Here is a 24,868-nt window from a genome sequence, read left to right as displayed (position 1 = left end):
GGCTCATCCTCCGCTGGGTAGTTGCTGGCCGGCCCGTAATTGGTCAGCGGCCCGTACTTGGTCACCGGGATGGCTCACCACAAGGTCGTCGCGGTGGATCATCGCCGAACGCGCTTCGTAGCCGAGCACGGTTTCGATCTCGGCCGTCTTCAGGCCCGCGATCCTTACGGCATCGGCGGCATCATAGGCAACCAGCCCGCGTGCGATCTCGCGACCTTCGGGCGACAGGATCGCCACAGTGTCGCCACGCGAGAAATTGCCGCTGACCAGTTTCACCCCGGCCGGCAGCAGCGACTTACCCGACAGCAGCGCGCCGATGGCGCCGGCATCGACGGTTAGCCGCCCTGCCGGTTCGAGCTGCCCGGCGATCCAGGTCTTGTAGCCTCTGACCGGATTGGCGCTCGGCCGGAAGAAGGTTGCCCGCTCACCGCGCTCGATCGCCATCAGCGGCGACTGGCGGGTGCCGGCGGTGATGATCATGGCGGTGCCGGCGGCGGTGGCGATCTTGCCGGCGTCGAGCTTGGTGCGCATGCCGCCGCGCGACAGCTCAGAAGCGGCAGCACCCGCCATCGCCTCGATCTCGGGGGTGATGCGGTCGACCACCGGAATGAACTTTGCTTGCGGGTCGCGCGCCGGCGGCGCCGTGTAGAGCCCGTCGATGTCGGACAGCAACACCAAAAGGTCGGCACCCATCATGGTGGCGACGCGCGCCGCCAGCCGGTCGTTGTCGCCATAGCGGATCTCGGAGGTCGCCACGGTGTCGTTCTCGTTGATGACCGGAACCGCCTTCATCTTCAGCAGCGTCGAGATCGTCGCCCGCGCGTTGAGGTAGCGGCGGCGCTCTTCGGTGTCGCCGAGCGTCAACAGGATCTGGCCCGATTTCAGGCCATCCTTGCCGAGCGCATCCGACCAGGCGCCGGCCAGCGCGATTTGTCCGACGGCGGCGGCGGCCTGGCTCTCCTCGAGCTTCAGCGCCCGCTTACCGAGGCCGAGAATGGTGCGGCCAAGCGCAATGGCGCCGGAGGATACGACAAGGATTTCGGCGCCGCCTGCGGCCAGCCCGGCGATGTCGTCGGCAAGCGAATTCAACCAGTCGCGCTTCAGGCCTGTCGAGCGGTCGACGAGCAGCGCCGAGCCGATCTTGACGGTGATGCGCCGGTATTTCTTCAGCGACTGAGTGGTCATCGCCAGCGCGTCTCGACCGGAGCGGCAACGGCCTCGCGTGCTTCGGCGACAACCGCCATCAGCGCGCGCAACACCGCCTCGACGCCTTCGCCGGTGACCGCCGAAAGCAGCATCGGTGCGCGGCCGGCGGCGCGCTTCAGCGAAGCAGCCTTCTTCTTGCGCGCGTCTGCATCAAGTATGTCGACTTGGCAAAGCGCGACGATCTCGACCTTGTCGGTCAACCCGTTACCATAGGCTTCGAGCTCGGCGCGCACGGTCTTGTAGGCCTTGCCCGGATTTTCTTCTTGCGCGGAGACAAGGTGCAGAAGGACGCGCGTGCGTTCGACATGGCCGAGGAAACGGTCGCCGATGCCGACGCCCTCGTGCGCACCCTCGATCAGGCCCGGAATGTCGGCGATGACGAATTCGCGCCCGTCGACGCGGGCAACGCCGAGGCCGGGATGCAGCGTTGTGAAGGGATAGTCGGCGATCTTCGGCTTGGCCGCGGTGACCGCAGCCAGAAAGGTCGACTTGCCGGCATTGGGCAGCCCGACCAGGCCGGCATCGGCGATCAGCTTCAGCCGCAGCCAGATGTTGAGCTCCTCGCCCGGCAACCCTGGATTGGCCCGGCGCGGCGCCTGGTTGGTCGAGGTCTTAAAATGCTGGTTGCCGAAGCCGCCATTGCCGCCCTTGGCCAGCAGGAAACGTTGGCCGACCACGGTCAGGTCGCAGATCAGCGTCTCGTTATCCTCGGCAAACACTTGCGTTCCCGCCGGTACTTTCAGGGTCACGTCGGCGCCCTTGGCGCCGGTCATATTGCGGCCCATGCCGTGCGTGCCGGTCTTGGCCTTGAAATGCTGCTGGTAGCGATAGTCGATCAGCGTGTTCAACCCGTCGACCGCCTCCAGCCAGACGTCGCCGCCGCGGCCGCCATCACCGCCGTCCGGTCCGCCGAACTCGATGAATTTTTCGCGCCGGAACGACACCGAACCGGCGCCGCCGTCGCCGGAGCGGACATAGACCTTGGCTTGATCGAGAAATTTCATCGGATCGCTGAGTTTCTGCTAGTGGCTTTGCGGGATTGCTCTAAACCAAGGCGGGGCGAAGGGCGAGGCCGTTTTGCAACTACAGCGCGGCGCACCCCTTTGGATCCGTAAGATGCCAGCGCCGGAGAGATGTCGGAATGAAGCTTGTAACTTACAACATCCATTACGGCATCGGTCTCGACGGCCGCTACGATGTCGGCCGCATTGCCGACGCCGTGCGCGGCGCCGATGTGATCGCGCTGCAGGAGGTCACTCGCGCCAATCCCAACAATGAAGACCACGACATGGTGGCCGAGCTCGGCGAGGCGCTGCCCGACTATTTCGCCGTCTACGGCAGCAACTTCGAGGTCGACGCCGGCTCGCGCCTGGAAAACGGCCGCGCCATCACCACCACCTTCCAGCTCGGCAACATGGTGCTGTCGAAAACCCCCATTCATCTGTCGCGCAACCTCCTCTTGCCGCGCAGCCGCAGTTTCGAAGCGATGAATTTCCAGCGCGGCGCGCTGGAAGCGCTGATCAAGACGCCGCTTGGTTTCATCCGCTGCTATTCCACCCATCTCGACCACCGCAGCCCGGTCGAACGCACCGGCCAGCTCCGGTTTCTGCGCCAACGCCTGTTGAACTACGGCTTCGAAGGCGGCGGGCTGTCCGGCGTCGCCGAGGTTGGCCTGCCCGAGCTGCCTTGCCCCGAGGCCTTCGTCGTCATGGGCGACTTCAACATGCTGGCCGGGTCGCCGGAATATGTCGAATTTGCCGGCCGCCCTGATCACGAATTCGGCATGCCACTGACCGCCGATCTCGCCGTCGATGCCGCCGCCCGCCTAGCCGTCGCCGGCGCCGATCTGGTCACCTGGGTCGACCCCAAGCGGCCCGAAGACACCAGCCGGCACAAGTGCATCGACTATGTCTTCACCAGCGCCTCGCTCGCCGGATCGCTGAAGCGCCTCTGGGTCGACCGGCAAGCGGCCGGCTCGGACCATCTGCCGGTCTGGGCCGAATTGGCCTGACCGGCGCAGAGTCCCTTTCGCAGCGTCAGAAATGCACCCAGTTCCTCAGGCTGGTCCAGGTCTTGCGGTCGAGACGGTAGCGCTCGACCGGCACCTGGCCGGCTACGATCGAGTTCAGCATGCCCTGGCCGGCATACTGGAAGCCGCATTTGTGGATGACACGGCGTGAGGCCGGGTTGATGACCCGCGTCGAGGCGTGCAGCACCTGGATCGCCGTCTTCTGGAAGGCGAGGTCGACCAGCGCATGCGCGGCTTCCGTCGCATAGCCGCGCTTCCAGTAGGGCTCGCCGATCCAGTAGCCGAGTTCCAGCCCGCGATCGGTGGTGTTGAGGCCGGCGCAGCCGACGAAGATTTCGGTGCCGGCCAGCGTCAACGCATAGGCAATTCCCGCCCGGCGCGCTGCAGTCATCGCCAGAAAGGCGCGTGCTTCGGCCTCGCCGTAGGGGTGCGGCATGCGGGCCAGCATTTCGGCGACATGGCGGTTGTCGGCGAGCGCCACCAGCTGCTCGATATCCCTTTCACGCGGGGGCCGCATGACCAGCCGCTCGGTGGCCAGGACCGGGCAATCTATCGCGTAACTTTCGTCGTCTGAGTCTTCCGCTTCGGCAACCATGTCAAAAGTCCTCCAGGCACAAGAAAAAAGGGAGATGGAAACCCATCTCCCCTGATCCTTTTCCTGGCTTGGCCAGACACCGGTCCCGAGATGGGTGCCGGTGTTCTCGTGCGGAACCGGCTACTCCGCTGCCTTCGTCATCGGGTTCACCGATACGTAGGTTCGGCCATTGGCTTTTTTGTTGAAGGTGACTGCGCCAGCCTCGAGCGCAAACAGCGTGTGGTCCGTGCCAATGCCGACATTGGTGCCCGGATGCCATTGCGTGCCGCGCTGGCGAATGATGATGTTGCCCGGAATCACGGCTTCGCCGCCGAACTTCTTCACGCCGAGCCGCTTGGAATGGGAGTCGCGACCATTGCGCGACGAACCGCCAGCTTTCTTGTGTGCCATCTAACTAACTCCGATGCGCCGCAAGGGCGCTTGAAAGGTCTTATGAACGCGTTCGCGTTCCGTTTCAAGTCCGATCCGGCGACGATTGCGCCGGATCGCTTTACTTCTTCGCCAGCTCCTTGGCCTGCTCGCGCCAGTCCTTGATCTGGTCGGCGCTGAACGGCATGTGCTCGTCGATCTTGGCCACGTCCTTGTCGGCGAGCTTGGCGAGCTGGGCGAAGGTGGTGATGCCCTGCTCGTTGAGATCCTTGGCGGCGACCGGGCCGATGCCCTTGATCACGGTCAGGTCGTCCGGCTCGCCCTTCGGCGCCTTGAACAGCGGCGCAGCGGCGGCTTCCGTGGCCTTGGCCTCCTTCTTCGGCGCTGCTTCGGCCTTGGCTTCCTTCTTCGGCGCGGCCTCTGCCTTCGCCTCAGGGGCAGCCTCTGCCTTGGCTTCCGGCTTCGCAGCGGCCTTCTTCGCCGGCTTGGCGCCACCCAGCAGGATCTCGGCGATCCTGACCGTGGTCAAAAGCTGGCGGTGGCCGATCTTGCGACGCGAATTCTGCCGGCGGCGCTTCTTGAAGGCGATGACGGTGCGGTTCTTGCCCTGTTCGACGACTTCGGCGGTAACAGTCGCGCCATCGACGAACGGCGCGCCGAACGTGACATTCTCGCCCTCGCCATGCGCGAGCACCTGGCCGATCTCGACGATATCGCCGACCTTGGCTTCGACTTTTTCGATCTTCAGAAGATCGTTGGCGGCGACGCGATACTGCTTGCCGCCCGTTTTGATGACTGCGAACATTTTTTTGCCTTTCGCTGTTCGGTCGGCCTTGATGAACCGCATCTCGCGGTTCGGCCGTCTTTTTGTCAGTCTGCGGGTTCAAAAAACAAGCGGCGCGGAAGAAGCCTCCACGCCGATTGCGCGCTGTCCCTAACCGAAGGTTGGGCGCAAGTCAAGGCAAGCGCCGGCAAGCGAGCAGCCGCAGGTTCAGGCTACCGTCCTGCGTCGGGCTTCCTACGTCCGGCCATCCTGCGCCGGGTTGCGAAAGGAAGCTGCATCGCCGGGCAGATTTGGCCTTGTAACCTGCCGGTCCAGCCGTTATCTAGTGCGCCGCGCCGGCAACGGCCGACCATGACCGCGGAGAGGTGGCAGAGTGGTCGAATGCACCGCACTCGAAATGCGGCATGGGTGCAAGCCCATCGGGGGTTCGAATCCCTCCCTCTCCGCCAACGTCCCAACTGTACGGCCCGGAGACATGGGTAACAGTTTGTACCTAAGACATGGTGGACAACCTCGTGCCGAACGGGTTGTCGATGGTCTGCAAGGTTCTCTGTTCCAGGTCGATATATTCCAGATCATAATGCATGAAGCTGACGAGCCAAATGCCGTCGTCATAGAGACGCTTCAGGCGCAGTTCGGCCTCGGCCGCCCGCTTGTTCAATTCGGCTATATGTTCGCGGCGCCGCTCGGCGTGATCCTGCCGGCGGTCGATGACCAAGGCCAGAACCTCCTCCAGCCGCTCGGCGCCAGCACCCGATCCTCGATATAGCTGGCGACCAGGCCGTCCAGCTTGTCCATCGGGATCGCCTGGCAAACATATCGGTCTCCTTTCCAATCCTTAAGGACAAGGGTGGGTCGTTCTGTTCTGTCGATAGATTGGCGAGCCGACACTAGCGGCTGACAGCATCTCTGATCGGATCGGTGATGGCTTAAGATGGCGGGCATATGCACCCTTCCGCCGCAATTGGCTCACGCTCAGCCACACCGCCGAAACTAGGAAGTAGAAGGCGCCTACTGCGGCATAGCCGGCCACGTCGGTGATGGATGGCGGCATCGGCATCCGTGCCTGCACGATGAAAAACGTGCCTGCCAGCGCTGATTGCCCTCCGCTCAGGACCATCGCCCACTGCGCACCATAGCTCTTCCAACGGCGGACTGCGGTGCCGAGTTGAAACAGGCCAGACAGGATCGCCCATACGCCAAACACCCCGAGCACCCAATTCATGCTCATCTCCAGCGCGAGAACCACCGCGAGCGTGGTCGCCACACTGACCACGACGTTGATAGTCTGCGTGCGATTCTGTCCCAATCCTCCGCTGCGCGATGCGTCGACAAAATTGGCGAGGGCATCCCATGCAGGATAAGCCACAAGTAAAACCGCCGCGATCACCCAGGAATGTTGTCCCACCGTAAAGGCAGCCGCCATCCAGACAGCCGAGAACGCTGTCCGAGCGAAGTAATAGAGCTTGAGCCATTGTTCCTGGCTGGCGCGAGAAAGATCGCCACTGTGAACCGTCATCGGATCGTCCTTTCGACTAGTAGGTAGATGCTCTCGACGAACGTCGCAGAGCGATCACGGCTATGGTTATTTGAGATCTAGGACCGTATCTGGAGGGAAGCGCGGAGCGAGTCGCTGCAAGAGCGGGCCTGTCACGACGCCGAATATCTTCGGATCGCCATAGGCCCGCGCCGAAAGCATCGCGCCGTGAACCGTCGCCATGAACGCTTCAGCCTCGGCACGAGGGGTACTCATCAGTTGAAGTTGACCGTGCCGCGCGCCGTGCTCCAGTACGGATGTCAGCCACGCTGACAGGGAGCGGAAATGCGCCCGGACCTCTAGGCAAACTTCCTCGGGCAGATCGGGGAGCTGGCTTGCCAGCAGCGCGCAGACACAAAACGGAGCGCTGGCGTCCGCGATGCAGGCTTCCCAATACCCAGCGTAGAACCGAAGCTGTTCGAGCGGATCGGATACCTGAAGTTCGAGATGCGCCATCCCCGCTTCAGCTTCTTCCCGATATCGCGCAACCAGCGTTCGGACCAGATCGACCTTGCTTTGGAAATGGTGATGGATGCTCGCCTTACGAATCCCGACCACATCAGCGATGTCGGCATAACTGAAACCGTTGTAGCCGCCAGCGACGATCAGACAACGCGCACAAGCCAGGATGTCGTCAGAGGTGGTAGATAAGTTGCTCATGCCTTAACCTACCTTCTGGTAGGATGGCTGCCAAGACCCCTCGCAACGCGAGCGACAAACAGGGAGGGATCAGTAGCGTGGAATTAGGTAGCTATTGGCGTAGACGTAGTTCTCATCTTCATTGTTCTCGGCCCGCCAGTCCAGAGCAGAACTGCGAACGCAAAGCGTAGCCGGTTCCCGCCCGACTTTTGAACAGGGTGGCCGATACTTGCGGCGCGCGCCTTCACGGGCTTGCGATCGAGCGCAGATCAGGCGGCGTTGGGTAACGGGCGGGCACGTTCGATCCGCTCGCGTTCCTTCGGGTCATGCATCGCCGCCCACAGATCGCTGCGTCGCTGCACGTTGAGCCAGAAGTCGGGGCTGTTGCCGAACACGCGCGCGAGGATAAGTGCGGTTGGTGCGGTCACGTTGCGACGGTTGTTGCAAAGTTCGTTGACGTGCTTGCGCTGCACGCCCATCGCCTCGGCCAAGGCGGCCTGCGTGAGGCCCATCGGCTGCATGAATTCTTCCACCAGAATCTCGCCGACCGTGGCCGGCTTGCGCTTGGTCGTCAGCATGCTCCACCTCACCTGTAGCTGTGGTCGTCGAGATAGACGCCCGATGCCTCGCCGCGACGGCCATCCCATTGGAAGACCAGCCGACATTGCTTGTTGACGCGGATCGAGTGGAAACCCTCTAGATTGCCGCGCAGCTTTTCGAAGTGATTGCTGGGCGGCGCGCGCAAGTCCTGATCGATCGTCGCGTCGTCGATCATCTGGAGCTTACGGAACAGCCGGCTCTCAAGGCCGGATGGAATATTCCTGGAGTGCACATCGTCCACGAAAAAGGCGCGCAACCATTCATCCCGAAAGCCAACGATCATTACGTCATCCGATGCAGAGGCATAGTACTACTCTATAGTACAGACGGCAAGCGGAGTGGACTGGCTATCCCCAACGCCTCCGGACATTCGATGAAGCGCCCCTTGGCGTGCGGTTCGCCATCGGAAACTCGCTGGAGCAGGCTTTTTTTTCGGCATTGGTCATTGCGGTGATCGTCCGTCGAACCATATCCGGTGGCGCCCCGCCTGGACCTGCGACCGGAGTTCGCTCCGCCACTGCCTGGACGAGATCGCGGTCGATACAGAAAAATTCGGCGAAGCTTCGTGCGCACTGGTCGATGGCCATTCCCGGCATCGGCTCTCCGGGTCACCCTGGGCAAGCAAGTTTAATACGAACTGATACCCGAGTAGCTGCGGTCATCCAGATAGATGCCAGCCGCCTCGCCCTCTGCACAGGAATCTGCCGACCTGCCTTGGACGAGCTGTTGAAAGGCTGATCATCCGGCGTAGATTTGGCAGAGGCGAACGAACGAGGACGGCATGAGGAAGGAAGAACTGGAATCTATCCTTGGCCATGGCAAGCCCGGCTTTGATCTTGGTCCGATAGAAGACTACCTGCACGCCGTGGCAAGCGAACGGCAATTGCCGGATGTCGCAATCATTCACTGCATCGCAAGGATTGAAGAATCCGCTCCAGCGCTGCGGCAGTCCTGACAAGAGCAGCCGATGGCGAAGTTCTGTCGGGAGAGGAGGAGGTGCTCCTCTTCAGAGGCCTGTACATCCTGGGTGGCGCGCGCGACAGCCAGGCATGCCAGCCCCTGCTGCGCCTGTTGCGTCGTCCGCCGGAGGAGGTCGAAAGACTGCTCGGCGATGCCGTAACGGAAGGCTTGGCGCGCATCACTGCTGGCGTGTTCGATGGCGACGTCAATAGCCTCTTCAGCATCATCGCCGACTCAAGCCGCGACGAGTTTCTCCGCGATGCGCTGCTGGGCGCAGCGACCTTTCTGACCTGGGAAGGTCGTATCGAGCGCGACCGGATGCAGAGTTTCCTCAAGCGGTTCTACGAAGAACGGCTGGCTGCCGACGACGACTTTGCCTGGATTGCCTGGCAGGAAGCGATTGACCTGCTCGCCTTGCCCGACCTGGCGCCGCTCGTCCACAGTGCGTGGGATCAAAACCGCGTACCAATGGGCATGCTTGAGCTCAGCGATTGCGAAAACGACCTCTTGGACGCCGAGCAGAGGCCGAACGACATTGGCCGATTCAAACGCGCCAATCTCGGCTATATCGACGATGTGCTGGAAGAGCTGGCCTCCCGGATCAGCTATGCGGAAGACCTTGACGAAGAAGATCCGCAATCACCTTTGCCAGACGAAACCTGGGATGCACCTTGGGCGGACGCAACGCCGGCGATCAATCCTAGGCGTGATGTCGGGCGTAACGATCCATGCCCCTGTGGAAGCGGCAAGAAATTCAAGAAATGCTGCCTTGCGAAGTGACAATCATGGCGAAACCGCCGGCAAAATCGATTCCGACTTTCGAGATCATGCGTTTGTCTGGCTCTTCTTGATCGAGTCCTCAGACCGATGCACCGGATTGATGCCCGGCGATCGCGCTCAGAAAAATCTGCCCGAATTCCCTAAGCTTGGCGGCGCCGACGCCGTTGACTTCGGCGAAGGCGTCGAGGTTGCGCGGGCGGCGCTCGGTCATGTCGATCAGTGTTCGATCGGAGAAGATCACGTAGGCCGGCACCTGGCGCTCCCTCGCCAGGCGCAGCCGCAGCGCCTTGAGCGTCGCCAGCAGCGAAGCATCCAGGCCTTCCGTGTCCGCAGCGAGCCCCTGGGCGGAGCGCATCTTGCCGCGCGAGGTGCTGCTCCGCACCTCGACGCGGTAGTGGAACGAGGCTTCGCCACGGCCAAGTGCATGGCCGCTTTCGGCGATGGCGAGACCGCCATGGCCGCTTGGATCCGGTGCCAGAAAACCACCCGCGATAAGCTGGCGGATCAGGGACAGCCACATGTCCTTCTTGTGCGTCAGCCCGCTCCCGAAGCTAGCAAGCCTGTGATGCCCTCTGGCCACGATCTTCTCGGTTTCGTGGCCAAGCAGAATGTCAATGACATGGGCAGCGCCGAAGCGTTCGCCGCTCTGCGCGATGGCGGCGAGGATGATCCGCGCCTCCGCCACGCCATCCGCACGCGGCGCCTGGTCAAGGCAGTTGTCACAATTGCCGCAAGGTGCCGCTGTTTCACCGAAATAGCCGAGCAGCACCTGGCGGCGGCACTGCGCCGTCTCGCAGTAGCCGATCAAGGTGTCGAGTCGGCCATGAGAGCGCCTCTTGTGCTCCGCCGGCGCGTCCTCGTCCTCGATGAAGAGCCGGCGCATGCGGATGTCGCCGAGGCCAAACAGCAGATGCGCCTCCGCAGGCCGCCCGTCGCGGCCCGCACGCCCGATTTCCTGATAATAAGCTTCAAGGCTGCCCGGCAGATCGGTATGGAAGACGTAGGCGACATCCGGCTTGTCGATCCCCATGCCGAAGGCGATGGTCGCAACCATCACCACGCCGGACAAGGTCATGAAGCTGTTCTGGTTGGCATCGCGGGCCTCTTTGCTCATGCCGGCATGATAGGCGAGCGCGCGAACGCCGTTCCGGTCGAGGAACGCCGCCGTCTCTTCCGTCTTCTTGCGCGACAGGCAATAGACGATTCCGCTGCGACCGGCATGGCGCTCTACGAAGCTCAGCAATTGACGCTTGCCGTCCTGCTTGGCCTCGATGGCAAGCTTGATGTTCGGCCGGTCGAAACCCAGCACCAAGGTTTCGACACGCGCGGCAAACAGCTGCGCGGCGATGTCGGTGCGCGTGGTCTCGTCTGCTGTCGCCGTCAGCGCAATGATCGGCACATCAGGGAAAATGGCGCGCAGCCGCGACAGGTCTTCATATTCGCGCCGGAATGCCGGGCCCCATTGCGAGATGCAATGCGCCTCATCGATAGCAATCAGGCGGACATCGAGCCTGCCAAGCGCCTCGAGCATCCGTTCGGTCATCAGCCGCTCCGGCGCAAGATAGAGCAGGCGTGTCTGGCCCGCCGCGACGCGGCGCCATGCGGCGATATTGGCATCACGGTCGAGTGAGGAATTGATCGTATCGGCCGCCACGCCGGCAAGACGCAACGCGGCGACCTGGTCCTGCATCAGGGCCACCAGCGGCGAAACGACAATGGTGAGCCCGCCGAGGACCAGCGCCGGGACCTGGTAGCAGAGCGATTTGCCAGCGCCGGTCGGCATTACCACCAACATATGACGCCCGGCCAGCAGCGCCTCCATGACCGCAGCCTGGCCGGGACGAAAATCATCGAAGCCGAACACATCCTTCAAGACGCGCCGCTTGGGATCCTGAGCCGGGAGGCTCGCCGATGTCTGCATCACGGAATTCTTGCAATCGGCGCCGCCCGAAAAGCGGGAACGGTGGGGGACGAAATCCACGCCGGCTCGCAATGGGTCTCGACGCGGGAGCAAAATAGGCTGGGATTGAAATTCCGCGGATTGGGGAAGACGTGGAAACCGATCAAACTACCCTCCCGCAAGCCACTTGCCTTAGCGCAGCTGTCTTCGAACCACAACAAGAACAAGTTCCAGCGCGCCTAGGCATGGCGCGATCTGGCAGGCTGCAGGAAATGTCGGAATGGTTCTGGAGCGCGCCGATACGCGCCCTCGGCGTCATCACGCTTTCCGTGGTGATCTGGGGTGCGCATCTCTTGCAGTTCTGGCTGTTTTCGCAGGCTTTGAACGGCCATGTGCCGGTTCTCGAAAACGCCGCGTTCGCCACACTGTCGATCCTGGTGGGTCTCCTGCCGTTCACGTTTGCCGGCATCGGCACCCGGGATGCGGCGATTGTCTTTTTCTATGCGCCGTACCTGTCTCCCGCCGCAGCGGCTCTGCTTGGTATTCTCGCCACCTTGCGTTACGTGCTTCCGGCCATCGCCGGAGCGCCTTTCGTCGCCGATTTCCTCGGGCTTCTGCGGCCATCCGAGAAGATCGGCAGTAATTCGCGACAGCCGCAGGGGCGGAAAAGTTGAGCGTCCGATTGTCTATGACCCGCCGCTTCAGGGTGTCTGCTTTCCCGGGCTTTCTCAGGGCGCGCTTGGAGCGCCGCGATGAGGACCATATCTGGTTACCAATGGCATTGGGACTTGGGCTGATCGCCAGCCTGTCTTTCCTGGTAGCGGTGTTTCGGATCGAGGGATCCGTTCAGGACGACGCGCGGATGTTCCTGTCGTGGATGGGCCGCTGGGACGATCCCGACGTCCTCAAGGGGGACCTAGTCGCGGACTACTGGTACTCGGTCAGCCCCTGGTTTTACCGCGGCGTCTACCGCGCAGCCTGGCTGCTTGGCGTCAAACCGCTTGTTTTCGTCAAGATTCTGCCGGCGCTGCTGTTTCCGCCAATTGCGTTTTTTAGCTACAGGCTGCTTAGGGCGATGCAGGCCGATCCGCTCGCCGCGTTCTTTGTGACGGTCTTTATCCTGCACGTCATGGTACGGCATGAGATAGTGGTCAGCGGCACCCCACGCGCCTTCTGGCCGTTGCTGCTGCTGATCGGGCTGGATGGCCTGGCACGATCGAAGATTTTGCAGGTTGCGCTGGCCCAACTCCTCATGGCGGGCGTTTATCCGCAAGCCGCGCTTGTCATGGCGGCGGTGATCGGAATGACCGCCTTTACACCTTGGCGAAGTCCGTTGGTCGATTTCAGCCGTCGACAACTGGCGCTGATTGCGATTGCTGCCGTAGCAACGGTCGTCGGCGTTGCTCCCTTCCTGCTTAGAGCTAACCAGTTCGGCCCCGTCTTCACGCTCGCTGAAGCCAGGAACATTCCGACATTTCTATACGAGCAGCGGGGTGCGGTCTTCGAACCGGATGGCTCAGTCGACCTCTTGTGCCAGAAGCGGATTGGCATTTTCGCGGCAGAATGCAGTGGCTTGCTGGATCCTCGGCTGGCTCTGCTCGTCCTTGTCAACTTCGCTGGACCCATTTTCCTGTTTGCCAGAATGTTCCGGCCTGGGCCGCCCTTTGGCTCGCGCTCGCCCCTGCCACTCTTTCTCTTGGTGAGTTCTCTTATGTGCGCGGCGCTATCGGCCGCAGTTATGTTCAGGCTGCACGTGCCCAACCGTTATGCGTCTGTGTTGCGGCTGCTGCCCTATCTGGCGACCTTGCCAGTTCTGTTCGACTGGATCCGTTCGCGGCTTTCGCCTCAGGCTTTGATCGAGCGGTATCACGGCAGAACCCTATTGATCGGCACCTGCATTGTGATGACAGTCTGTGTGCTCGCGGTCAGCATCGTCCATACCTCCAACAAGTCGCCGGCCAATCGTGAACTGATTTCAGCGATCCGGGCTTTGCCGAAGGACGCGGTCGTTGGCGGCTTTGTTGACGACCTCGATTTTTCGCCGGTTCTGACCCAGCGGTCGACGTTGTTCGGCCGGGAACTCTCCGTTGCCTACGAGAAAGGGTACTATCAGCCGGTGTACCGGCGGATGGAGATCGTTCGAGATATCGTTCTGGCGACAGACGCCATTGTTCTGCTCGACCGAATGCAGTATCTGCCGATCGACTGTCTCATTGTCGCGAAAGAAACTCTTGTTCATCCGCGGGTTCCCACGTCCTTTCGAGGGTTTTTTGGTGCTGACCTCTTGGACATGGAGACCCAGGCTGCTCAAAACGGACCGACGCTCGTTGCTCGGTTGGCGCAGGGATGCACGACGGGCGTTTATCGTGATGTTGTGATGTTAAGCATGCGTTGCTTGCTCCAGGAAGCAACGCATGACCTTGATCGACAAAGAACGCGCGGCGCGATCAACAAAGATCGATCGGCTGCGGCAGCAGCGAGCACCGACCCGAGTTTGGTTGGTTCGACGCCTGCGCCATCTACAACCCAACCTTGAGTGCGAGATAGGGAGCCAGGGCAAGCGAATAGCTCGCAGTCAAGTGATGATGATCCCGCCAAACGATAATGTTGCCGACAACGGCCGGGCATAGTTGCGGCCCGCATAGGGCATCGATCATATCCACGACAACCACATTTTTCTGGGTCCTCGCTGCCAGCGCCAGGATGTCGCTCGGCTCAGCTTCGCTTCGCCTGGTGAAGCATTTCGTTGGTGTGGCGCTCAAACAATCGCCGGGATCGAACTTCATATAAGGCGTATTGCGGATTGCGACGATCTGCGAGCCTGCTTCCGTTAGTTTGCTCCAGATGTTTTGCAAACCCTCAACCATCGATTCTTGCGGAACGGTTCCGTAGTTGGACTGACTGGTAAAGATCATGTACGGCTTCAGTTTGATAATCTCGACGAGCACCTCCTCTCGCCACTCCTCGCAGGAGGAATAGCGCTTACCATTTTCTATGATGGCCACGCGGCTGAACGGGCAGGCGGATTTTGTAAAGCTGACTAGTTTGAGTTTGCGGTCCTTGGCAATCTTGTTCAACGCCGGAATCCATTGGGTAGCGTGAGAGTCTCCCACGATGACAATGGTCCTGGCTCCCGCCGGATCGCCGAGAGAACATCTTGTTGGTTTCGAGCTTCCCTCCCTCTGGTGACACTTCGAGACGTACACAATTGGGACGTCCTGTTTGAGTCGGGCCAGCGGGGGAAGAGTATCCACATCGTCCGGAACTGAGGTGCCAGACAGCAGCGCAGCAGGCCCGGGATAAGAAGGCGTTCCGATCAACGCCGTGTTGATGCTTTCGGTGTTGAGGGCGTAGAGGAGAACGCCGGAGGTGAGCCCGCATGTGAGGACCGCGAGCGTGCCATATGCCAGCGGTTTCCACCACACGTCGGTTGGGACTTTTCTATATCGTTGTTCGACATGTCGGTAAGACAGGTCCGATAGCGCAATCGTCAACGCAATCAGACCAATGCCACTGGCGAGCGTCCTGGAAATGCCTTGCGCCACAAAGAACGTTATCAGTGGCCAATGCCAGAGATAGACTGAATACGAGCGATCGCCAATGAAGCGAAGCGCCCTTGAATCAAGTGCGCGAAACCGCCCGAACTCGACTTCGCCAGCCAGAATGACAAGCACGGTAGCGAAGGTCGGCAACAAGGCGCTTGCACCTGGAAAGGGCGTTGCCGCGGAAAACAAGGTGGCGGATGCGACGATGCCTGCCACGCCTGCGATCACCAATGATTGCCTTGCGAATGTTCCCAGCCGAAACCGATGCTCGGTGAGCACCAGCAGCCCTCCTAGCGCCAATTCCCATATGCGCGTTTGGCTCACGAAATAGGCCTGGGCGGGGTCGATTTCCGTCAAGACAACCGAGGCGATCAGCGATCCGGCGAAAACGAGTGACAACGCCCCGACCAATGAACGTCTCAGCGGAACGTTCTGGCGGCGCGACAGCCAGATCACCGCGATCATCAGGATCGGCCAAACGATGTAGAACTGCTCTTCTATTGAGAGCGACCAATAATGCTGGACGGGGCTGGGGAGGCTATCGGCATCAAGATAGCTGACCGCGATCGAGGCCAACCGCCAGTTCTGGACATAGAACGCGCTCGCCACGATCTGGGTGGCCGTTTCCTCCCAACGCGCCTTCGAAACGAACAACAGCGTTCCACACAGCGTCGCAAGCAGCACCAGAGTGGCTGCCGGCAGAAGCCGCCGGATCCGTCGCGAGTAGAACCCGATCAGCGAGATCCGGCCATCGCGCATTGCCATCTGCGCGAGCACGCCGGCGATGAGATAACCCGAAATGACGAAAAAGACGTCGACGCCGACATATCCGCCTGGAAGAACATTCGGCCACACGTGAAAAACAACGACCAGAGTGACTGCCAGGCCGCGTAGCCCCTGTATCTCGGGCCGAAACCCACGCCCATCGTGCACTGACTGCAAGATGCCTCCGAATCCGATTTGTTCTTATATGAATGGCGTAGCGCACAGATTTTGCTTTGTCTGCAAACATGCGAAGGATAGCCGTTCCGAGTCCTTCTTTGTCATCGGATCTCTGTAGTCCACCTCACACCCGTCGGATGCAGCGGCACACTGTCTTGCGCTCAATCCCGTGCAGTCAGCCGAGGAAATCGGCGCGCTGCGGGGTGAAGCTGTCGACCAGGCGTCCAGCCTCGAGCGCCTTGACGCCATGGACCAGGTTGGAAGGGACGATGAAGCTGCTTCCGGCGTCCAGGATTTCGGTCCTGCCGTCTATCATCACCTCGAAGAGGCCTTCGGCGACGTAGCTCGCTTGGACATGCGGGTGCGAATGCAGCGCGCCGACGCCGCCTTTGTCGAAAGCGAACTCGACCAGCATCAATTCATCCGTATACAGGAGAACGCGCCTGCGATTGCCGTCCGGGGTCGGTGTCCACGCGCCCTCGCCGGCATGCGAAAAGTTTTTTGTTCCTGTCATCGCCAGATCCTCAGCATCTGCTATCGCGCCAGCCAGCCACCGTCGACCGGCACCACGGCGCCATGCATGTAGTTGGACGCCGGCGCCAGCAGGAAGACGGCCGCGTCGCCGATGTCCTCCGGCGTGCCCCAGCGCCCGGCCGGGATGCGCGCCAGGATGGCGGCGCTGCGGTCGGGATCGACGCGCAGTGCCTCGGTGTTGCTGGTCTCGATATAGCCGGGCGCGATGGCGTTGACGTTGATGCCTTTTGCCGCCCACTCGCAGGCCAGCAATCGGGTGATGCCGAGCACGCCGTGCTTCGAAGCGGTGTAGGAGGCAACGCGGATGCCACCCTGGAAGCTCAGCACCGATGCGATGTTGACGATCTTGCCGCGCCGTTCCGGATCGGCAAGCACGCGCCTGGCGAAGCTCTGGCTGAGAAAGAAAACCGTCTTCAGATTGACGTCGATGACGTCGTCCCAGTCGGCTTGCGTCAGATCGACGGCATCGGCGCGCCTTATGATGCCGGCATTGTTGACCAGCCCGTCGAGCGGTCCCGTATCGCCCCAGATGCGATCGAGCATCGCCTGGGCGGCGGCATGGTCGGCAAGATCGCAGCGCACGGCCTCGAAGCGTCCGCCCGCCGCCGAGACCTTCTCAGCCGTCTCGTCCATCCCCGAACGGCCGACGCCGACCACCGCGCCGCCGGCGCGTGCGATCGACACGGCGATGCCTTGGCCGATGCCGGTGTTGGCGCCGGTGACGAGGATGCGCCTGCCGGCGAGGCTGAAGGCGGAGAGGTCGCTCACCGCAGCTCTTCCATCGACACCGGATCGACATCGGTATAGTCGACATTGTCTCCGGCCATCGCCCAGATGAAGGCGTAGTTGGAGGTGCCGGCGCCCGAATGGATCGACCATCCCGGCGACAGCACCGCCTCCTCGTTGCGCATCACGAGATGGCGGGTTTCGTCCGGCTCGCCCATGAAATGGAACACCCGGGCCGCCTCCGGCAGATCGAAATAGAGATAGGCCTCCATGCGCCGGTCGTGCACATGGCACGGCATGGTGTTCCAGACCGAGCCGGAGGCAAGCTGCGTCATGCCGACGACCAGTTGGCAAGTTTTTACGCCTTCGGCATGGATGAACTGGAAGATCGAGCGTTCGTTGCAGGTCGCCTGGCTGCCAAGATCGAGCCGCTTGGCATCGCCGATGCGGATGAGGCGGCTGGGATGGCTGTGATGCGCCGGCGCGCTGAGCAGGTAGAATTTGGCCGGCTCGGCAGAATTCGCCGAAGCGAACGACACCTCGTTGGCGCCCATGCCGAGATAGAGCATGTCGCGCGCCTGCAGCTCGTAGGACTGGCCGCTGGCTTTCACGACGCCGGTACCGCCGATGCTGACGATGATCATTTCGCGGCGATCAAGAAAATTCGCGGTTCCTGTCGGCTTGATCGCCTGCAGCGGAAGCGGCGCGGCGACGGGCATGGCGCCGCCGACGATCATGCGGTCGTAATGGGTGTAGGTCAGGCTGATGCACCCAGGCTGGAACAGGCCTTCAATCAGGAAATTATGCCGAAGCTCGTCCGTTCCCATTGCCGCGGCGGCAGCCGGATCGATGGCAAAGCGCGAGGTGAAATCCGTGTGGTTCTGGTTCATTGCTGCCCTAACTGGAAGATGGTTATTCGGTTGCCGCCGCCTTTACCGAGTCGGCATAAAAAACCTGGCGTGCGTGCAAACGCTCGCGATAGCGCTGCTGGCTGGCTGAGAGGTGCGCGCGCATCGCCTCGCGAGCCGCCTCGGCGTCACCGGCCGAGATGGCATTCAGGATCGCCAGGTGCTCGCGCTGCAGCCCCCGCTGGTAGCTGTCGGACTGGGCGAGTTCGGTGGACCAGGGCGACGTCACGTCGCAAGGAATGGCGCGGCGGCCAAGCACGTCGAGCATTTCGATATAGAACGGATTGTTGGTTGCGCTGGCGATGGCGCGGTGGAAGGCAAGGTCGGCCGGACCTGTCGGCTCGCCATTCAGCAGCAGCCGTTCGAACTCGAAGAAGGCTTCCTGGATCGCTGCTTCCTGCGCGGCGTTGTGGCGTATGGCGGCGAGCCCGGCGGATTCGATCTCGATCGCCAGGCGCACTTCGAGCACGTTGAGCGCGATCGAGTCCTTGCTGCCCATATCCGCGGCCAACGCCCCGAACATCGTCGAGATATGCTCGGTGACGAAGACGCCGGCGCCCTGGCGCGGCTCGACCAGCCCGTCGGCGGCAAGCTTGGCCAGCGCTTCGCGGATGACGGTGCGGCTGACGCCAAAAGTTTCGGTCAGCTGGCCTTCGGTCGGCAGCTTCTGTCCCGGCTGGATCTCGCCCGCCTGCAATTGCTTGCGGAGCGCCGCCACAACGGTCTCCGAAAGCTTCGGCTTGCGTTCGACCCTGAGGTCCATTGCGGTATCCGATGCCATGTTGCACCCCTATTTGAAGACGCTCGGCAACCAGAGCGAAATGGCCGGAATGTAAGTGACGAGCCCCAGCACCACGAGGCCTGCCGCATAAAACGGCCAGATCGAGCGCATCGCTTCCCAGACGGATATCTTGCCGACTGCGCACGCCACGAACTGCACTGCGCCCACCGGCGGGGTGTTCAGCCCGATGCCGAAGTTGAGGATCATGATGACGCCGAAATGCACCGGATCGACGCCGTAGGCCTGCGCCACGGGCAGGAAAATCGGCGTGCAAATGATGATCGTCGGCCCCATGTCCATGAAGGTGCCGAGGAACAACATCAAGACGTTGAGCAGGAGAAGTACGATCAGCGGATCGTCCGAGATCGCGTTCATGGAGGCTATGAGCGCTGCCGGCACTTTCAGGAAGGCCATCAACCACGAGAACGCCGCCGCCATGCCGATGATGAGCAGCACCATCGCCGTGGTGCGCACGGCACCATGGGTGGCATGAACGAAACCTTCCCAAGTCATCTGCCGGTAAACGAAAACAGTAACGAGCAACGCATAGATGACGGCAATGCAGGAACTCTCGGTGGCCGTGAAAACGCCCGATCGTACGCCGCCGAAGATGATGGCGATCAGCAGCAGGCCAGGCACTGCGACAGCGAAGAGATGCGCGACGGCGATGAAGCCTGGAAACGGCTCGGTCGGATAGCCGCGGGAGCGCGCCACGAAATAGGCGGTGATCATCAGTGACAGGGCCAACAATAGGCCTGGGATGATGCCGGCGGTGAACAGGTCGGCGATGGAGATCTTTCCGCCTGCCGAGATCGAGTAGATGATCATGTTGTGCGACGGCGGCAGGAGCAGCGCGATCAGCGCCGCCATCGACGTGACGTTGACGGCGTAATCAGCTCCATATCCACGCGCCTTCATCTGCGGGATCATCAAGCCGCCTACCGCCGCTGCCTCCGCCACCGCGGAGCCCGAAATGCCGCCGAACAGTGTAGCGGTCGCGATGTTGACCTGCCCGAGGCCCCCGCGCAAATGGCCGACGAGCGAGCCGGCGAAGGCAACGATCTTGCTGGCGATGCCGCCGCGCACCATCAAGTCGCCGGCGTAGATGAAAAAGGGGACGGCCAGCAGCGAAAAGACGCTCATGCCGGAGTTCAGGCGCTGGAACACGACGAGCGGCGGCAGGCCCATGTAGAGGACCGTGGCAAAGCTTGCGACGCCGAGGCAGAAAGCGATCGGCGTGCCGATAAGCATCAGAAGGGTGAAGACGCCGAAGAGTATCCAGAGTTCCATGGCGTCAGACCTTCACTTTCGCCGTGTCGAGTTCGGCTGCGACTTCCGCCGGCGGCAGTTCATCGAGCGCATCGTCGATCGGCGCACCGGAGAGGCGAAGCACGATGCGCTCCAGCGTGAAGAGCACGACGAGCGCGCCTCCCGCGACAAGCGGGATGTAGTCCCAGCCCCCCGATATGCCGAGCGATGGCAGGGTAGTGCCCCAGGTCAAAGCGACCAGCTGGCCGCCATACCAGATCATGCCGATGCCGAAGGCGAGCGCGACGAGGTCCGAGATCATCCTCAGCCAACGCTTGCCGCCTTTCGGCAGCACGTAGAGCAGGACGTCGAAGCCGAGGTGATAGTTCTCGCGCACTCCGACGGCAGCGCCGAGGAAAATGAACCAGCTCATCAGCATCACCGAGCCCGGCTCGGTCCAACTCGGCGAGCGGTTCAGAACATAGCGGCCAAACACCTGCCAGGCGACGAAGGCGGTCATCAGCACTAGCCCAATGCCGGCGATCCACAGCGCCGCCGTGCTGACGCGCGACATCACGCGCGTAACGCCGGACAGGGGCGGTCTTTGTTCTGGGCTGGAGGTCATCTGTTCTCTCCCGACGAGGATGGCGGCGCGGAATGCCCGCGCCGCCGCTTGATCACTGCACGGCCCTGATCGCCTCGACCATGGCCTTCAGCTTGTCGTCCTTGACGTGCTTCTCGTAGACCGGACCCATCGCATCGATGAAGGGCTGCTTGTCCGGCGTCGTGATCTGCGAACCGGCCGCCTCGACCTTGGCGCGCGATTCCTTGACCTTGGCGGCCCACAGCTCGCGCTGCTTGGCGACGCTTTCCTTGGCGGCCGCCTTGAAGATCGCCTGGTCTTCCGGCGTCAGCTTGTCCCAGCTCGACTTCGCCATGACGAAGGCTTCGGGCACCATCGTGTGCTCGTCGAGCGAATAGAACTTGGCGACTTCCGCATGCTTGGCGGTGTCGTAGCTCGGAAAGTTGTTCTCCGCGCCGTCGATGACCCCGGTCTCGATCGCCGAATACACCTCGCCATACGGCATCGGCGTCGCGTTGGCGCCGAGTGCCGCCACCATGTCGACGAAAATGTCGGACTGGATGACGCGGAACTTCATGCCGGCCATGTCGGCTACAGAGTTGATCGGCTTCTTCGAATTGTAGAAGGAGCGCGCGCCGCCGTCATAAAAGGCGAGCAGCACCAGCCCGACCTGTTCGAAGGCCGCTGCGATCTGGTCGCCGACCGCTCCGTCCATCACCTTGTGCATATGGTCTTCCGAGCGGAAGATGTACGGCAGCGAGGGCACGGTGGTTTCGGGGATGAGCCCGTTGAACGGCGCCATCGAGACGCGGTTGAGGTCGATCACGCCGGTGCGCACCTGCTCGATCGTGTCCTTCTCCTCGCCGAGCTGCGCGGAATGATAGACCTCGACCGCATAGCGGCCGGCCGTGCGCTCCTTCACAAGCTCGCCGAAATATTTGACCGCCTCGACCGTCGGATAGCCGTCCGGGTGCGTGTCGGACGAGCGCAGAACCGTCTGGGCGCTTGCCGTTCCGGCCATCAGCGCGGCGGCAAGTAGCGCAGCTCCCGCCAATCTTGAAAAATGCAACATGACTTCCTCCCTTTTTAGACGTGGCGCCCGGCTCAGAGCCGGTACGCCTTCTTTGCAAGCGTGTAGGCAAGTTCCTGCGCCAACTCGTGCGCCTCATCTTCGCCGATCCGATGCTCGGCAACGAGACGCGCGAGAAAGGCACAATCGACCCGGCGCGCCACATCGTGGCGCGCCGGTATGGACGGAAAGGCGCGGGTGTCGTCATTGAAGCCGACGGTGTTGTAGAAGCCGGCCGTTTCCGTGGTCATCTCGCGGAACCGGCGCATGCCCTCGGGGCTGTCGTGGAACCACCAGGCCGGCCCGAGCTTCAGTGCCGGATAGACGCCGGCGAGCGGCGCTAGTTCGCGCGCGTAGCTGGTCTCGTCGAGCGTGAACAGGATGATAGTGAGGTCGCGCTCCAGCCCGACGCAGTCGAGCAGCGGCTTCAGCGCCGTCACATAGTCGGTCCGGGTCGGGATATCGAAACCTTTGTCCCGGCCGAACTTCTGAAAGACGGCAGGCGAATGATTGCGCCAGGAGCCGGGATGGATTTGCAGGACGAGCCCGTCGTCGCGGCTCATCTTGGCCATCTCGGTCAGCATCTGGGCGCGAAATAGCTTTCGCTCGCGCTCGTCATCCGAGCCACGGCGGATGCGGCTGAACAGCTCGGCGGCGACAGCGTCCGACAGGTTGGCGGTGTCCGCCGTCGGATGGCCGTGATCGGACGAGGTCGCGCCGAAACTTCTGAAGAAAGCACGCCGCTGGCGATGTGCATCGAGATAACCGGTCCAGCTGCCGGTGTCGCAGCCGGTGATGTCGCCAAGTCGATCGAGATTGGCCGAAAAACCTTCGAAGTCGGGATCGACGACAGCATCCGGCCGGTAGGCGGTGACGACGCGGCCCTGCCAGCCGCTGTCGCGGACCGCCTTGTGCCATTTGAGGTCGTCGAGAGCGCTTTCCGTCGTCGCGATGACCTCGATGTTGAAGCGCTCGAACAGAGCACGCGGGCGGAAATTGTCACGCTGCAGCAGCGTCGCGATCGTGTCGTAGTGCCGATCGACCGTCGCAGCGTTCAGCGGCTCTTCAATGCCGAACAGATGGGCAAGCACGTGGTCGAACCACAGCCGCGTCGGCGTGCCACGGAACAGGTAATAATGCTCGGCGAAGCGCCGCCAGATCGCCCTGCCGTCGGTCTCCACCGGCGCGCCGTCGAGGCTCGGCACGCCTAGATCTTCGAGGCGCACGCCCTGGCTGAACAGCATCCGGAAAATGTAGTGGTCGGGCACGATCAGCAATTGCGCCGGATCGGGAAACGCCTCGTTGAGCGCATACCAGCGCGGATCGGTGTGACCGTGCGGGCTGACGATGGGCAGGTCCTTGACGGCAGCGTAAAGATCGCGGGCAAGCGAACGCGGATGCGCCTCTGACGGAAACAGCAAGTCCGGATCGGTCAATGCGGCCAAGTCGTCCTCCCAATCCGGTCATCGGTAGGGTCGGACAGAAATAATGTCAACATACAAAAAATGGATTGTTGTATGATGACTTTAAGCAGCGACTGCCCCATTGTGCGGGAAAGAAACGGATGTTACGCCGCATGCCATCATGCCCCCGGACGATCTCGATCAGGCACGTCGCACTATGACAAACAGACGCCTTTCCGACAGTACGCAGCAGGCGTTACCGGCTTCGGTCGCAGTTCCTCGATACGAACGCAACAGTGTATCGCCCGGCATTGTCCATCTCGGCGTCGGTGCATTCCATCGCGCCCATCAGGCGGCCTATGTCGATGATTGCCTGGCGGCGGGGGAAACCGGCTGGGGCATAGTCGGCGTCTCGCTGCGCAGTCCCGACACTCGTGACGCGCTGGCGCCGCAGGATGGGCTCTACACGCTGGCAATCACAAGCAGCGGTGGCGAAAAGCTGCGCGTCATCGGCTCGATCCTGGCGATGCTGGTGGCGCCGGAGGATCCGGCCGCGGTGCTCGCCGCACTGGCTGACCCGCGCACCCGCATCGTCACCCTGACGATCACCGAAAAGGCCTATCTGAGGGCAGCCGGCGGCGGTCTCGACAAGATCCATCCCGACATCGTTCACGATCTGGCGAACCCGCAGGCCCCGCGAACGGCGCATGGCTTTCTGGCCGAATCTCTTTCGCGCCGCCGCGCCGCCGGCATTCCGCCTTTCACCGTGCTCTGCTGCGACAATCTCCCAGCCAACGGCGCCACGCTGCACCGGCTGCTGGTCGAATTCGCCGCGCTGCGTGATGCCAGGCTCGCGGCACCCAGCGATGCCAGGCTCGCCGGCCATATAGCCGACGGCGTGGCGTTTCCGTCGAGCATGGTCGATCGCATCGTGCCGGCGACCACCGATGCCGACCGGGCACGGATCGCCGGCCAGCTTGGTGTCGAAGACGCCTGGCCGGTGATGACCGAACCGTTCTGCCAATGGGTGATCGAAGACGATTTTCCGGCAGGCAGGCCGGCCTGGGAAAAGTTCGGCGTCACCATGGTCGGCGATGTCAGGCCATTCGAGGACATGAAGCTGCGGCTGCTCAACGGCTCGCATTCGGCGATCGCCTATCTCGGCCTGCTCAGCGGCCATGCGACGGTCGACCGCGCTTTTGCCGATCCGGCGATCCGGCGGTTCGTCGACGGATTGTGGGCCGAGGCCATTCCGACGCTGCCGCAGAATGCCGAGCTCGACACGGCCGGCTACACGACTGAGCTCGCCGAGCGTTATTCCAACACCGCACTCGCCCACCGCACGGCGCAGATCGCCAATGACGGCAGCCAGAAATTGCCGCAGCGCATCGTTGCCTCGGCGGTCGAGCGGCTGACTGCCGGTGCTTCGCCCGCGCATCTCATGCTGGTGGTGGCGGCCTGGATCGCCGCTTGCGAGGCGCGCGGCAAAGCCTTGCCCGAAAGCCATTTCACCGATCCGCTCGACGCGCAGCTGGCTTCTCTCGCCCACAGGCAGCTGTCGGCTGGCGAAGCGGCGATGGCAGTGTTCGATCTGGCCGGTTTTGCCAGGGACCACGCCGAGCGCCAGACGCTGATCGAACTGACAGCCGCCCATCTCGAACGCTTGCGAACCGGCGGTCCGGCCACAGCTTTCGCAGCCCTTGATATCGCTTAATCCCTCAGTGTACGGA

The 24,868-nt window shown here is 62.3% G+C and carries 25 protein-coding genes, 1 tRNA gene and 1 pseudogene; 7 read left to right on the top strand and 20 right to left on the bottom strand.

From position 1 onward, the window contains the following. Positions 1-3: 3 nt before the first annotated feature. Together proB and obgE are read right to left on the bottom strand one after the other, a co-directional pair. Positions 4-1,185, bottom strand: coding sequence for a glutamate 5-kinase (proB, locus tag EN859_RS09445; RefSeq protein WP_127853085.1), 1,182 nt, complete (start codon positions 1,183-1,185; stop codon positions 4-6). After that, complete coding sequence (gene obgE, locus EN859_RS09440) at positions 1,182-2,210, bottom strand: GTPase ObgE (RefSeq protein ID WP_127853084.1); 1,029 nt, start codon at positions 2,208-2,210, stop codon at positions 1,182-1,184. Before obgE ends, proB begins: the two co-directional genes overlap by 4 nt. Positions 2,211-2,347: 137 nt before the next feature. On the opposite strand from obgE, the gene EN859_RS09435 reads away from it, so the two are divergent. After that, the gene (locus EN859_RS09435; protein WP_127853083.1) at positions 2,348-3,217 is read left to right on the top strand and encodes an endonuclease/exonuclease/phosphatase family protein; all 870 of its coding nucleotides are present in this window, start codon (positions 2,348-2,350) and stop codon (positions 3,215-3,217) included. Positions 3,218-3,242: 25 nt separating this feature from the next. Here EN859_RS09435 and EN859_RS09430 read toward each other — a convergent pair whose 3' ends face one another. From EN859_RS09430 to EN859_RS09420, 3 genes are all read right to left on the bottom strand, one after another. Continuing rightward, positions 3,243-3,830 carry a GNAT family protein gene (locus EN859_RS09430; protein ID WP_127853082.1) on the bottom strand — a complete coding sequence of 196 codons (588 nt, stop codon included), beginning with the start codon at positions 3,828-3,830 and terminating at the stop codon, positions 3,243-3,245. 120 nt (positions 3,831-3,950) lie between these two features. After that, positions 3,951-4,220 carry a 50S ribosomal protein L27 gene (rpmA, locus tag EN859_RS09425; protein ID WP_127853081.1) on the bottom strand — a complete coding sequence of 90 codons (270 nt, stop codon included), beginning with the start codon at positions 4,218-4,220 and terminating at the stop codon, positions 3,951-3,953. Between the two features lie 100 nt (positions 4,221-4,320). Then, positions 4,321-5,004 carry a 50S ribosomal protein L21 gene (locus tag EN859_RS09420; RefSeq protein WP_127853080.1) on the bottom strand — a complete coding sequence of 228 codons (684 nt, stop codon included), beginning with the start codon at positions 5,002-5,004 and terminating at the stop codon, positions 4,321-4,323. 338 nt (positions 5,005-5,342) lie between these two features. Here EN859_RS09420 and EN859_RS09415 point away from each other — a divergent pair. Next, a tRNA-Ser gene (locus EN859_RS09415) sits at positions 5,343-5,432 on the top strand. 44 nt (positions 5,433-5,476) lie between these two features. Here the strand turns inward: EN859_RS09415 and EN859_RS38045 are convergent. From EN859_RS38045 to EN859_RS09390, 5 genes and pseudogenes are all read right to left on the bottom strand, one after another. Then, a complete protein-coding gene (locus EN859_RS38045; RefSeq protein WP_189501810.1) occupies positions 5,477-5,701 on the bottom strand; it encodes a hypothetical protein in 225 nt (74 codons plus the stop codon). A 228-nt stretch (positions 5,702-5,929) separates the two neighbouring features. Further along, positions 5,930-6,502: pseudogene (locus EN859_RS09405) on the bottom strand (DUF308 domain-containing protein); the annotation flags it as partial. 66 nt (positions 6,503-6,568) lie between these two features. Beyond that, entirely contained in the window at positions 6,569-7,180 is a 612-nt protein-coding gene (locus EN859_RS09400; RefSeq protein WP_127853079.1) for a TetR/AcrR family transcriptional regulator, read from the bottom strand. A gap of 248 nt (positions 7,181-7,428) precedes the next feature. Then, positions 7,429-7,737: a HigA family addiction module antitoxin gene (locus tag EN859_RS09395; protein WP_127853078.1), complete on the bottom strand. Its 309-nt coding sequence runs from the start codon at positions 7,735-7,737 to the stop codon at positions 7,429-7,431. 8 nt (positions 7,738-7,745) lie between these two features. Next, positions 7,746-8,042: a type II toxin-antitoxin system RelE/ParE family toxin gene (locus tag EN859_RS09390; protein ID WP_127853077.1), complete on the bottom strand. Its 297-nt coding sequence runs from the start codon at positions 8,040-8,042 to the stop codon at positions 7,746-7,748. 498 nt (positions 8,043-8,540) lie between these two features. On the opposite strand from EN859_RS09390, the gene EN859_RS38040 reads away from it, so the two are divergent. Continuing rightward, on the top strand, positions 8,541-8,714 hold the full coding sequence (locus EN859_RS38040; RefSeq protein ID WP_189501796.1) for a hypothetical protein: 174 nt from the start codon (positions 8,541-8,543) through the stop codon (positions 8,712-8,714). Continuing rightward, complete coding sequence (locus EN859_RS09385) at positions 8,687-9,499, top strand: DUF1186 domain-containing protein (protein WP_348632920.1); 813 nt, start codon at positions 8,687-8,689, stop codon at positions 9,497-9,499. The genes EN859_RS38040 and EN859_RS09385 overlap by 28 nt, the downstream gene beginning before the upstream one ends. A 79-nt stretch (positions 9,500-9,578) precedes the next feature. On the opposite strand, the gene recQ is transcribed toward EN859_RS09385, so the two are convergent. Continuing rightward, positions 9,579-11,420 carry a DNA helicase RecQ gene (recQ, locus tag EN859_RS09380; protein ID WP_127853075.1) on the bottom strand — a complete coding sequence of 614 codons (1,842 nt, stop codon included), beginning with the start codon at positions 11,418-11,420 and terminating at the stop codon, positions 9,579-9,581. 224 nt (positions 11,421-11,644) lie between these two features. On the opposite strand from recQ, the gene EN859_RS09375 reads away from it, so the two are divergent. Together EN859_RS09375 and EN859_RS09370 are read left to right on the top strand one after the other, a co-directional pair. Beyond that, positions 11,645-12,073: a lysylphosphatidylglycerol synthase domain-containing protein gene (locus EN859_RS09375; protein WP_127853074.1), complete on the top strand. Its 429-nt coding sequence runs from the start codon at positions 11,645-11,647 to the stop codon at positions 12,071-12,073. A gap of 14 nt (positions 12,074-12,087) precedes the next feature. Next, the gene (locus tag EN859_RS09370) at positions 12,088-13,935 is read left to right on the top strand and encodes a hypothetical protein (protein ID WP_127853073.1); all 1,848 of its coding nucleotides are present in this window, start codon (positions 12,088-12,090) and stop codon (positions 13,933-13,935) included. Here the strand turns inward: EN859_RS09370 and EN859_RS09365 are convergent. The 9 genes from EN859_RS09365 to uxaC form a co-directional block, all read right to left on the bottom strand. Continuing rightward, the gene (locus EN859_RS09365; protein ID WP_245525516.1) at positions 13,919-15,877 is read right to left on the bottom strand and encodes an acyltransferase family protein; all 1,959 of its coding nucleotides are present in this window, start codon (positions 15,875-15,877) and stop codon (positions 13,919-13,921) included. The genes EN859_RS09370 and EN859_RS09365 overlap by 17 nt on opposite strands. A 184-nt stretch (positions 15,878-16,061) precedes the next feature. Next, entirely contained in the window at positions 16,062-16,400 is a 339-nt protein-coding gene (locus tag EN859_RS09360) for a cupin domain-containing protein (protein WP_127853071.1), read from the bottom strand. Between the two features lie 20 nt (positions 16,401-16,420). Further along, positions 16,421-17,188, bottom strand: a complete 768-nt coding sequence (kduD, locus tag EN859_RS09355) for a 2-dehydro-3-deoxy-D-gluconate 5-dehydrogenase KduD (RefSeq protein WP_127853070.1) — start codon at positions 17,186-17,188, stop codon at positions 16,421-16,423. Further along, on the bottom strand, positions 17,185-18,036 hold the full coding sequence (kduI, locus tag EN859_RS09350) for a 5-dehydro-4-deoxy-D-glucuronate isomerase (RefSeq protein ID WP_127853069.1): 852 nt from the start codon (positions 18,034-18,036) through the stop codon (positions 17,185-17,187). The genes kduD and kduI overlap by 4 nt, the downstream gene beginning before the upstream one ends. Before the next feature lie 22 nt (positions 18,037-18,058). Next, positions 18,059-18,835 carry a FadR/GntR family transcriptional regulator gene (locus EN859_RS09345; protein WP_127853068.1) on the bottom strand — a complete coding sequence of 259 codons (777 nt, stop codon included), beginning with the start codon at positions 18,833-18,835 and terminating at the stop codon, positions 18,059-18,061. A 9-nt stretch (positions 18,836-18,844) separates the two neighbouring features. Then, the gene (locus EN859_RS09340) at positions 18,845-20,125 is read right to left on the bottom strand and encodes a TRAP transporter large permease (RefSeq protein ID WP_127853067.1); all 1,281 of its coding nucleotides are present in this window, start codon (positions 20,123-20,125) and stop codon (positions 18,845-18,847) included. 4 nt (positions 20,126-20,129) lie between these two features. Beyond that, complete coding sequence (locus EN859_RS09335) at positions 20,130-20,708, bottom strand: TRAP transporter small permease (RefSeq protein ID WP_127853066.1); 579 nt, start codon at positions 20,706-20,708, stop codon at positions 20,130-20,132. A 52-nt stretch (positions 20,709-20,760) separates the two neighbouring features. Then, positions 20,761-21,738 (bottom strand): TRAP transporter substrate-binding protein, encoded by a 978-nt coding sequence (locus tag EN859_RS09330; RefSeq protein ID WP_127853065.1) that lies wholly within the window; start codon positions 21,736-21,738, stop codon positions 20,761-20,763. Between the two features lie 32 nt (positions 21,739-21,770). Continuing rightward, entirely contained in the window at positions 21,771-23,180 is a 1,410-nt protein-coding gene (uxaC, locus tag EN859_RS09325) for a glucuronate isomerase (RefSeq protein ID WP_127853064.1), read from the bottom strand. A gap of 175 nt (positions 23,181-23,355) precedes the next feature. Between uxaC and EN859_RS09320 the strand changes: the two genes are divergently transcribed. Then, complete coding sequence (locus EN859_RS09320) at positions 23,356-24,852, top strand: mannitol dehydrogenase family protein (RefSeq protein ID WP_189501790.1); 1,497 nt, start codon at positions 23,356-23,358, stop codon at positions 24,850-24,852. Positions 24,853-24,868 lie beyond the last annotated feature (16 nt).

It is taken from the genome of Mesorhizobium sp. M00.F.Ca.ET.216.01.1.1 (assembly GCF_004010325.2).
Lineage (GTDB): Bacteria > Pseudomonadota > Alphaproteobacteria > Rhizobiales > Rhizobiaceae > Mesorhizobium.
Note: the sequence above shows the minus strand (reverse complement) of the source record. Positions and strands in the feature narration are given on the sequence as shown.

What these genes read in the sequence shown, in the direction of transcription:
- EN859_RS09370 (WP_127853073.1), top strand. Translation starts at nt 12,088, where the DNA reads ATGACCCGCCGCTTCAGGGTGTCTGCTTTCCCGGGCTTTCTCAGGGCG.
- rpmA (WP_127853081.1), bottom strand. Translation starts at nt 4,220, where the DNA reads ATGGCACACAAGAAAGCTGGCGGTTCGTCGCGCAATGGTCGCGACTCC.
- EN859_RS09360 (WP_127853071.1), bottom strand. Translation starts at nt 16,400, where the DNA reads ATGACAGGAACAAAAAACTTTTCGCATGCCGGCGAGGGCGCGTGGACA.
- EN859_RS09430 (WP_127853082.1), bottom strand. Translation starts at nt 3,830, where the DNA reads ATGGTTGCCGAAGCGGAAGACTCAGACGACGAAAGTTACGCGATAGAT.
- EN859_RS38040 (WP_189501796.1), top strand. Translation starts at nt 8,541, where the DNA reads ATGAGGAAGGAAGAACTGGAATCTATCCTTGGCCATGGCAAGCCCGGC.
- EN859_RS09335 (WP_127853066.1), bottom strand. Translation starts at nt 20,708, where the DNA reads ATGACCTCCAGCCCAGAACAAAGACCGCCCCTGTCCGGCGTTACGCGC.
- EN859_RS09345 (WP_127853068.1), bottom strand. Translation starts at nt 18,835, where the DNA reads ATGGCATCGGATACCGCAATGGACCTCAGGGTCGAACGCAAGCCGAAG.
- kduI (WP_127853069.1), bottom strand. Translation starts at nt 18,036, where the DNA reads ATGAACCAGAACCACACGGATTTCACCTCGCGCTTTGCCATCGATCCG.
- EN859_RS09435 (WP_127853083.1), top strand. Translation starts at nt 2,348, where the DNA reads ATGAAGCTTGTAACTTACAACATCCATTACGGCATCGGTCTCGACGGC.
- EN859_RS09390 (WP_127853077.1), bottom strand. Translation starts at nt 8,042, where the DNA reads ATGATCGTTGGCTTTCGGGATGAATGGTTGCGCGCCTTTTTCGTGGAC.
- EN859_RS09330 (WP_127853065.1), bottom strand. Translation starts at nt 21,738, where the DNA reads ATGTTGCATTTTTCAAGATTGGCGGGAGCTGCGCTACTTGCCGCCGCG.
- EN859_RS09420 (WP_127853080.1), bottom strand. Translation starts at nt 5,004, where the DNA reads ATGTTCGCAGTCATCAAAACGGGCGGCAAGCAGTATCGCGTCGCCGCC.
- proB (WP_127853085.1), bottom strand. Translation starts at nt 1,185, where the DNA reads ATGACCACTCAGTCGCTGAAGAAATACCGGCGCATCACCGTCAAGATC.
- EN859_RS09340 (WP_127853067.1), bottom strand. Translation starts at nt 20,125, where the DNA reads ATGGAACTCTGGATACTCTTCGGCGTCTTCACCCTTCTGATGCTTATC.
- EN859_RS09320 (WP_189501790.1), top strand. Translation starts at nt 23,356, where the DNA reads ATGACAAACAGACGCCTTTCCGACAGTACGCAGCAGGCGTTACCGGCT.
- EN859_RS09375 (WP_127853074.1), top strand. Translation starts at nt 11,645, where the DNA reads ATGGCGCGATCTGGCAGGCTGCAGGAAATGTCGGAATGGTTCTGGAGC.
- EN859_RS09400 (WP_127853079.1), bottom strand. Translation starts at nt 7,180, where the DNA reads ATGAGCAACTTATCTACCACCTCTGACGACATCCTGGCTTGTGCGCGT.
- obgE (WP_127853084.1), bottom strand. Translation starts at nt 2,210, where the DNA reads ATGAAATTTCTCGATCAAGCCAAGGTCTATGTCCGCTCCGGCGACGGC.
- recQ (WP_127853075.1), bottom strand. Translation starts at nt 11,420, where the DNA reads ATGCAGACATCGGCGAGCCTCCCGGCTCAGGATCCCAAGCGGCGCGTC.
- EN859_RS09395 (WP_127853078.1), bottom strand. Translation starts at nt 7,737, where the DNA reads ATGCTGACGACCAAGCGCAAGCCGGCCACGGTCGGCGAGATTCTGGTG.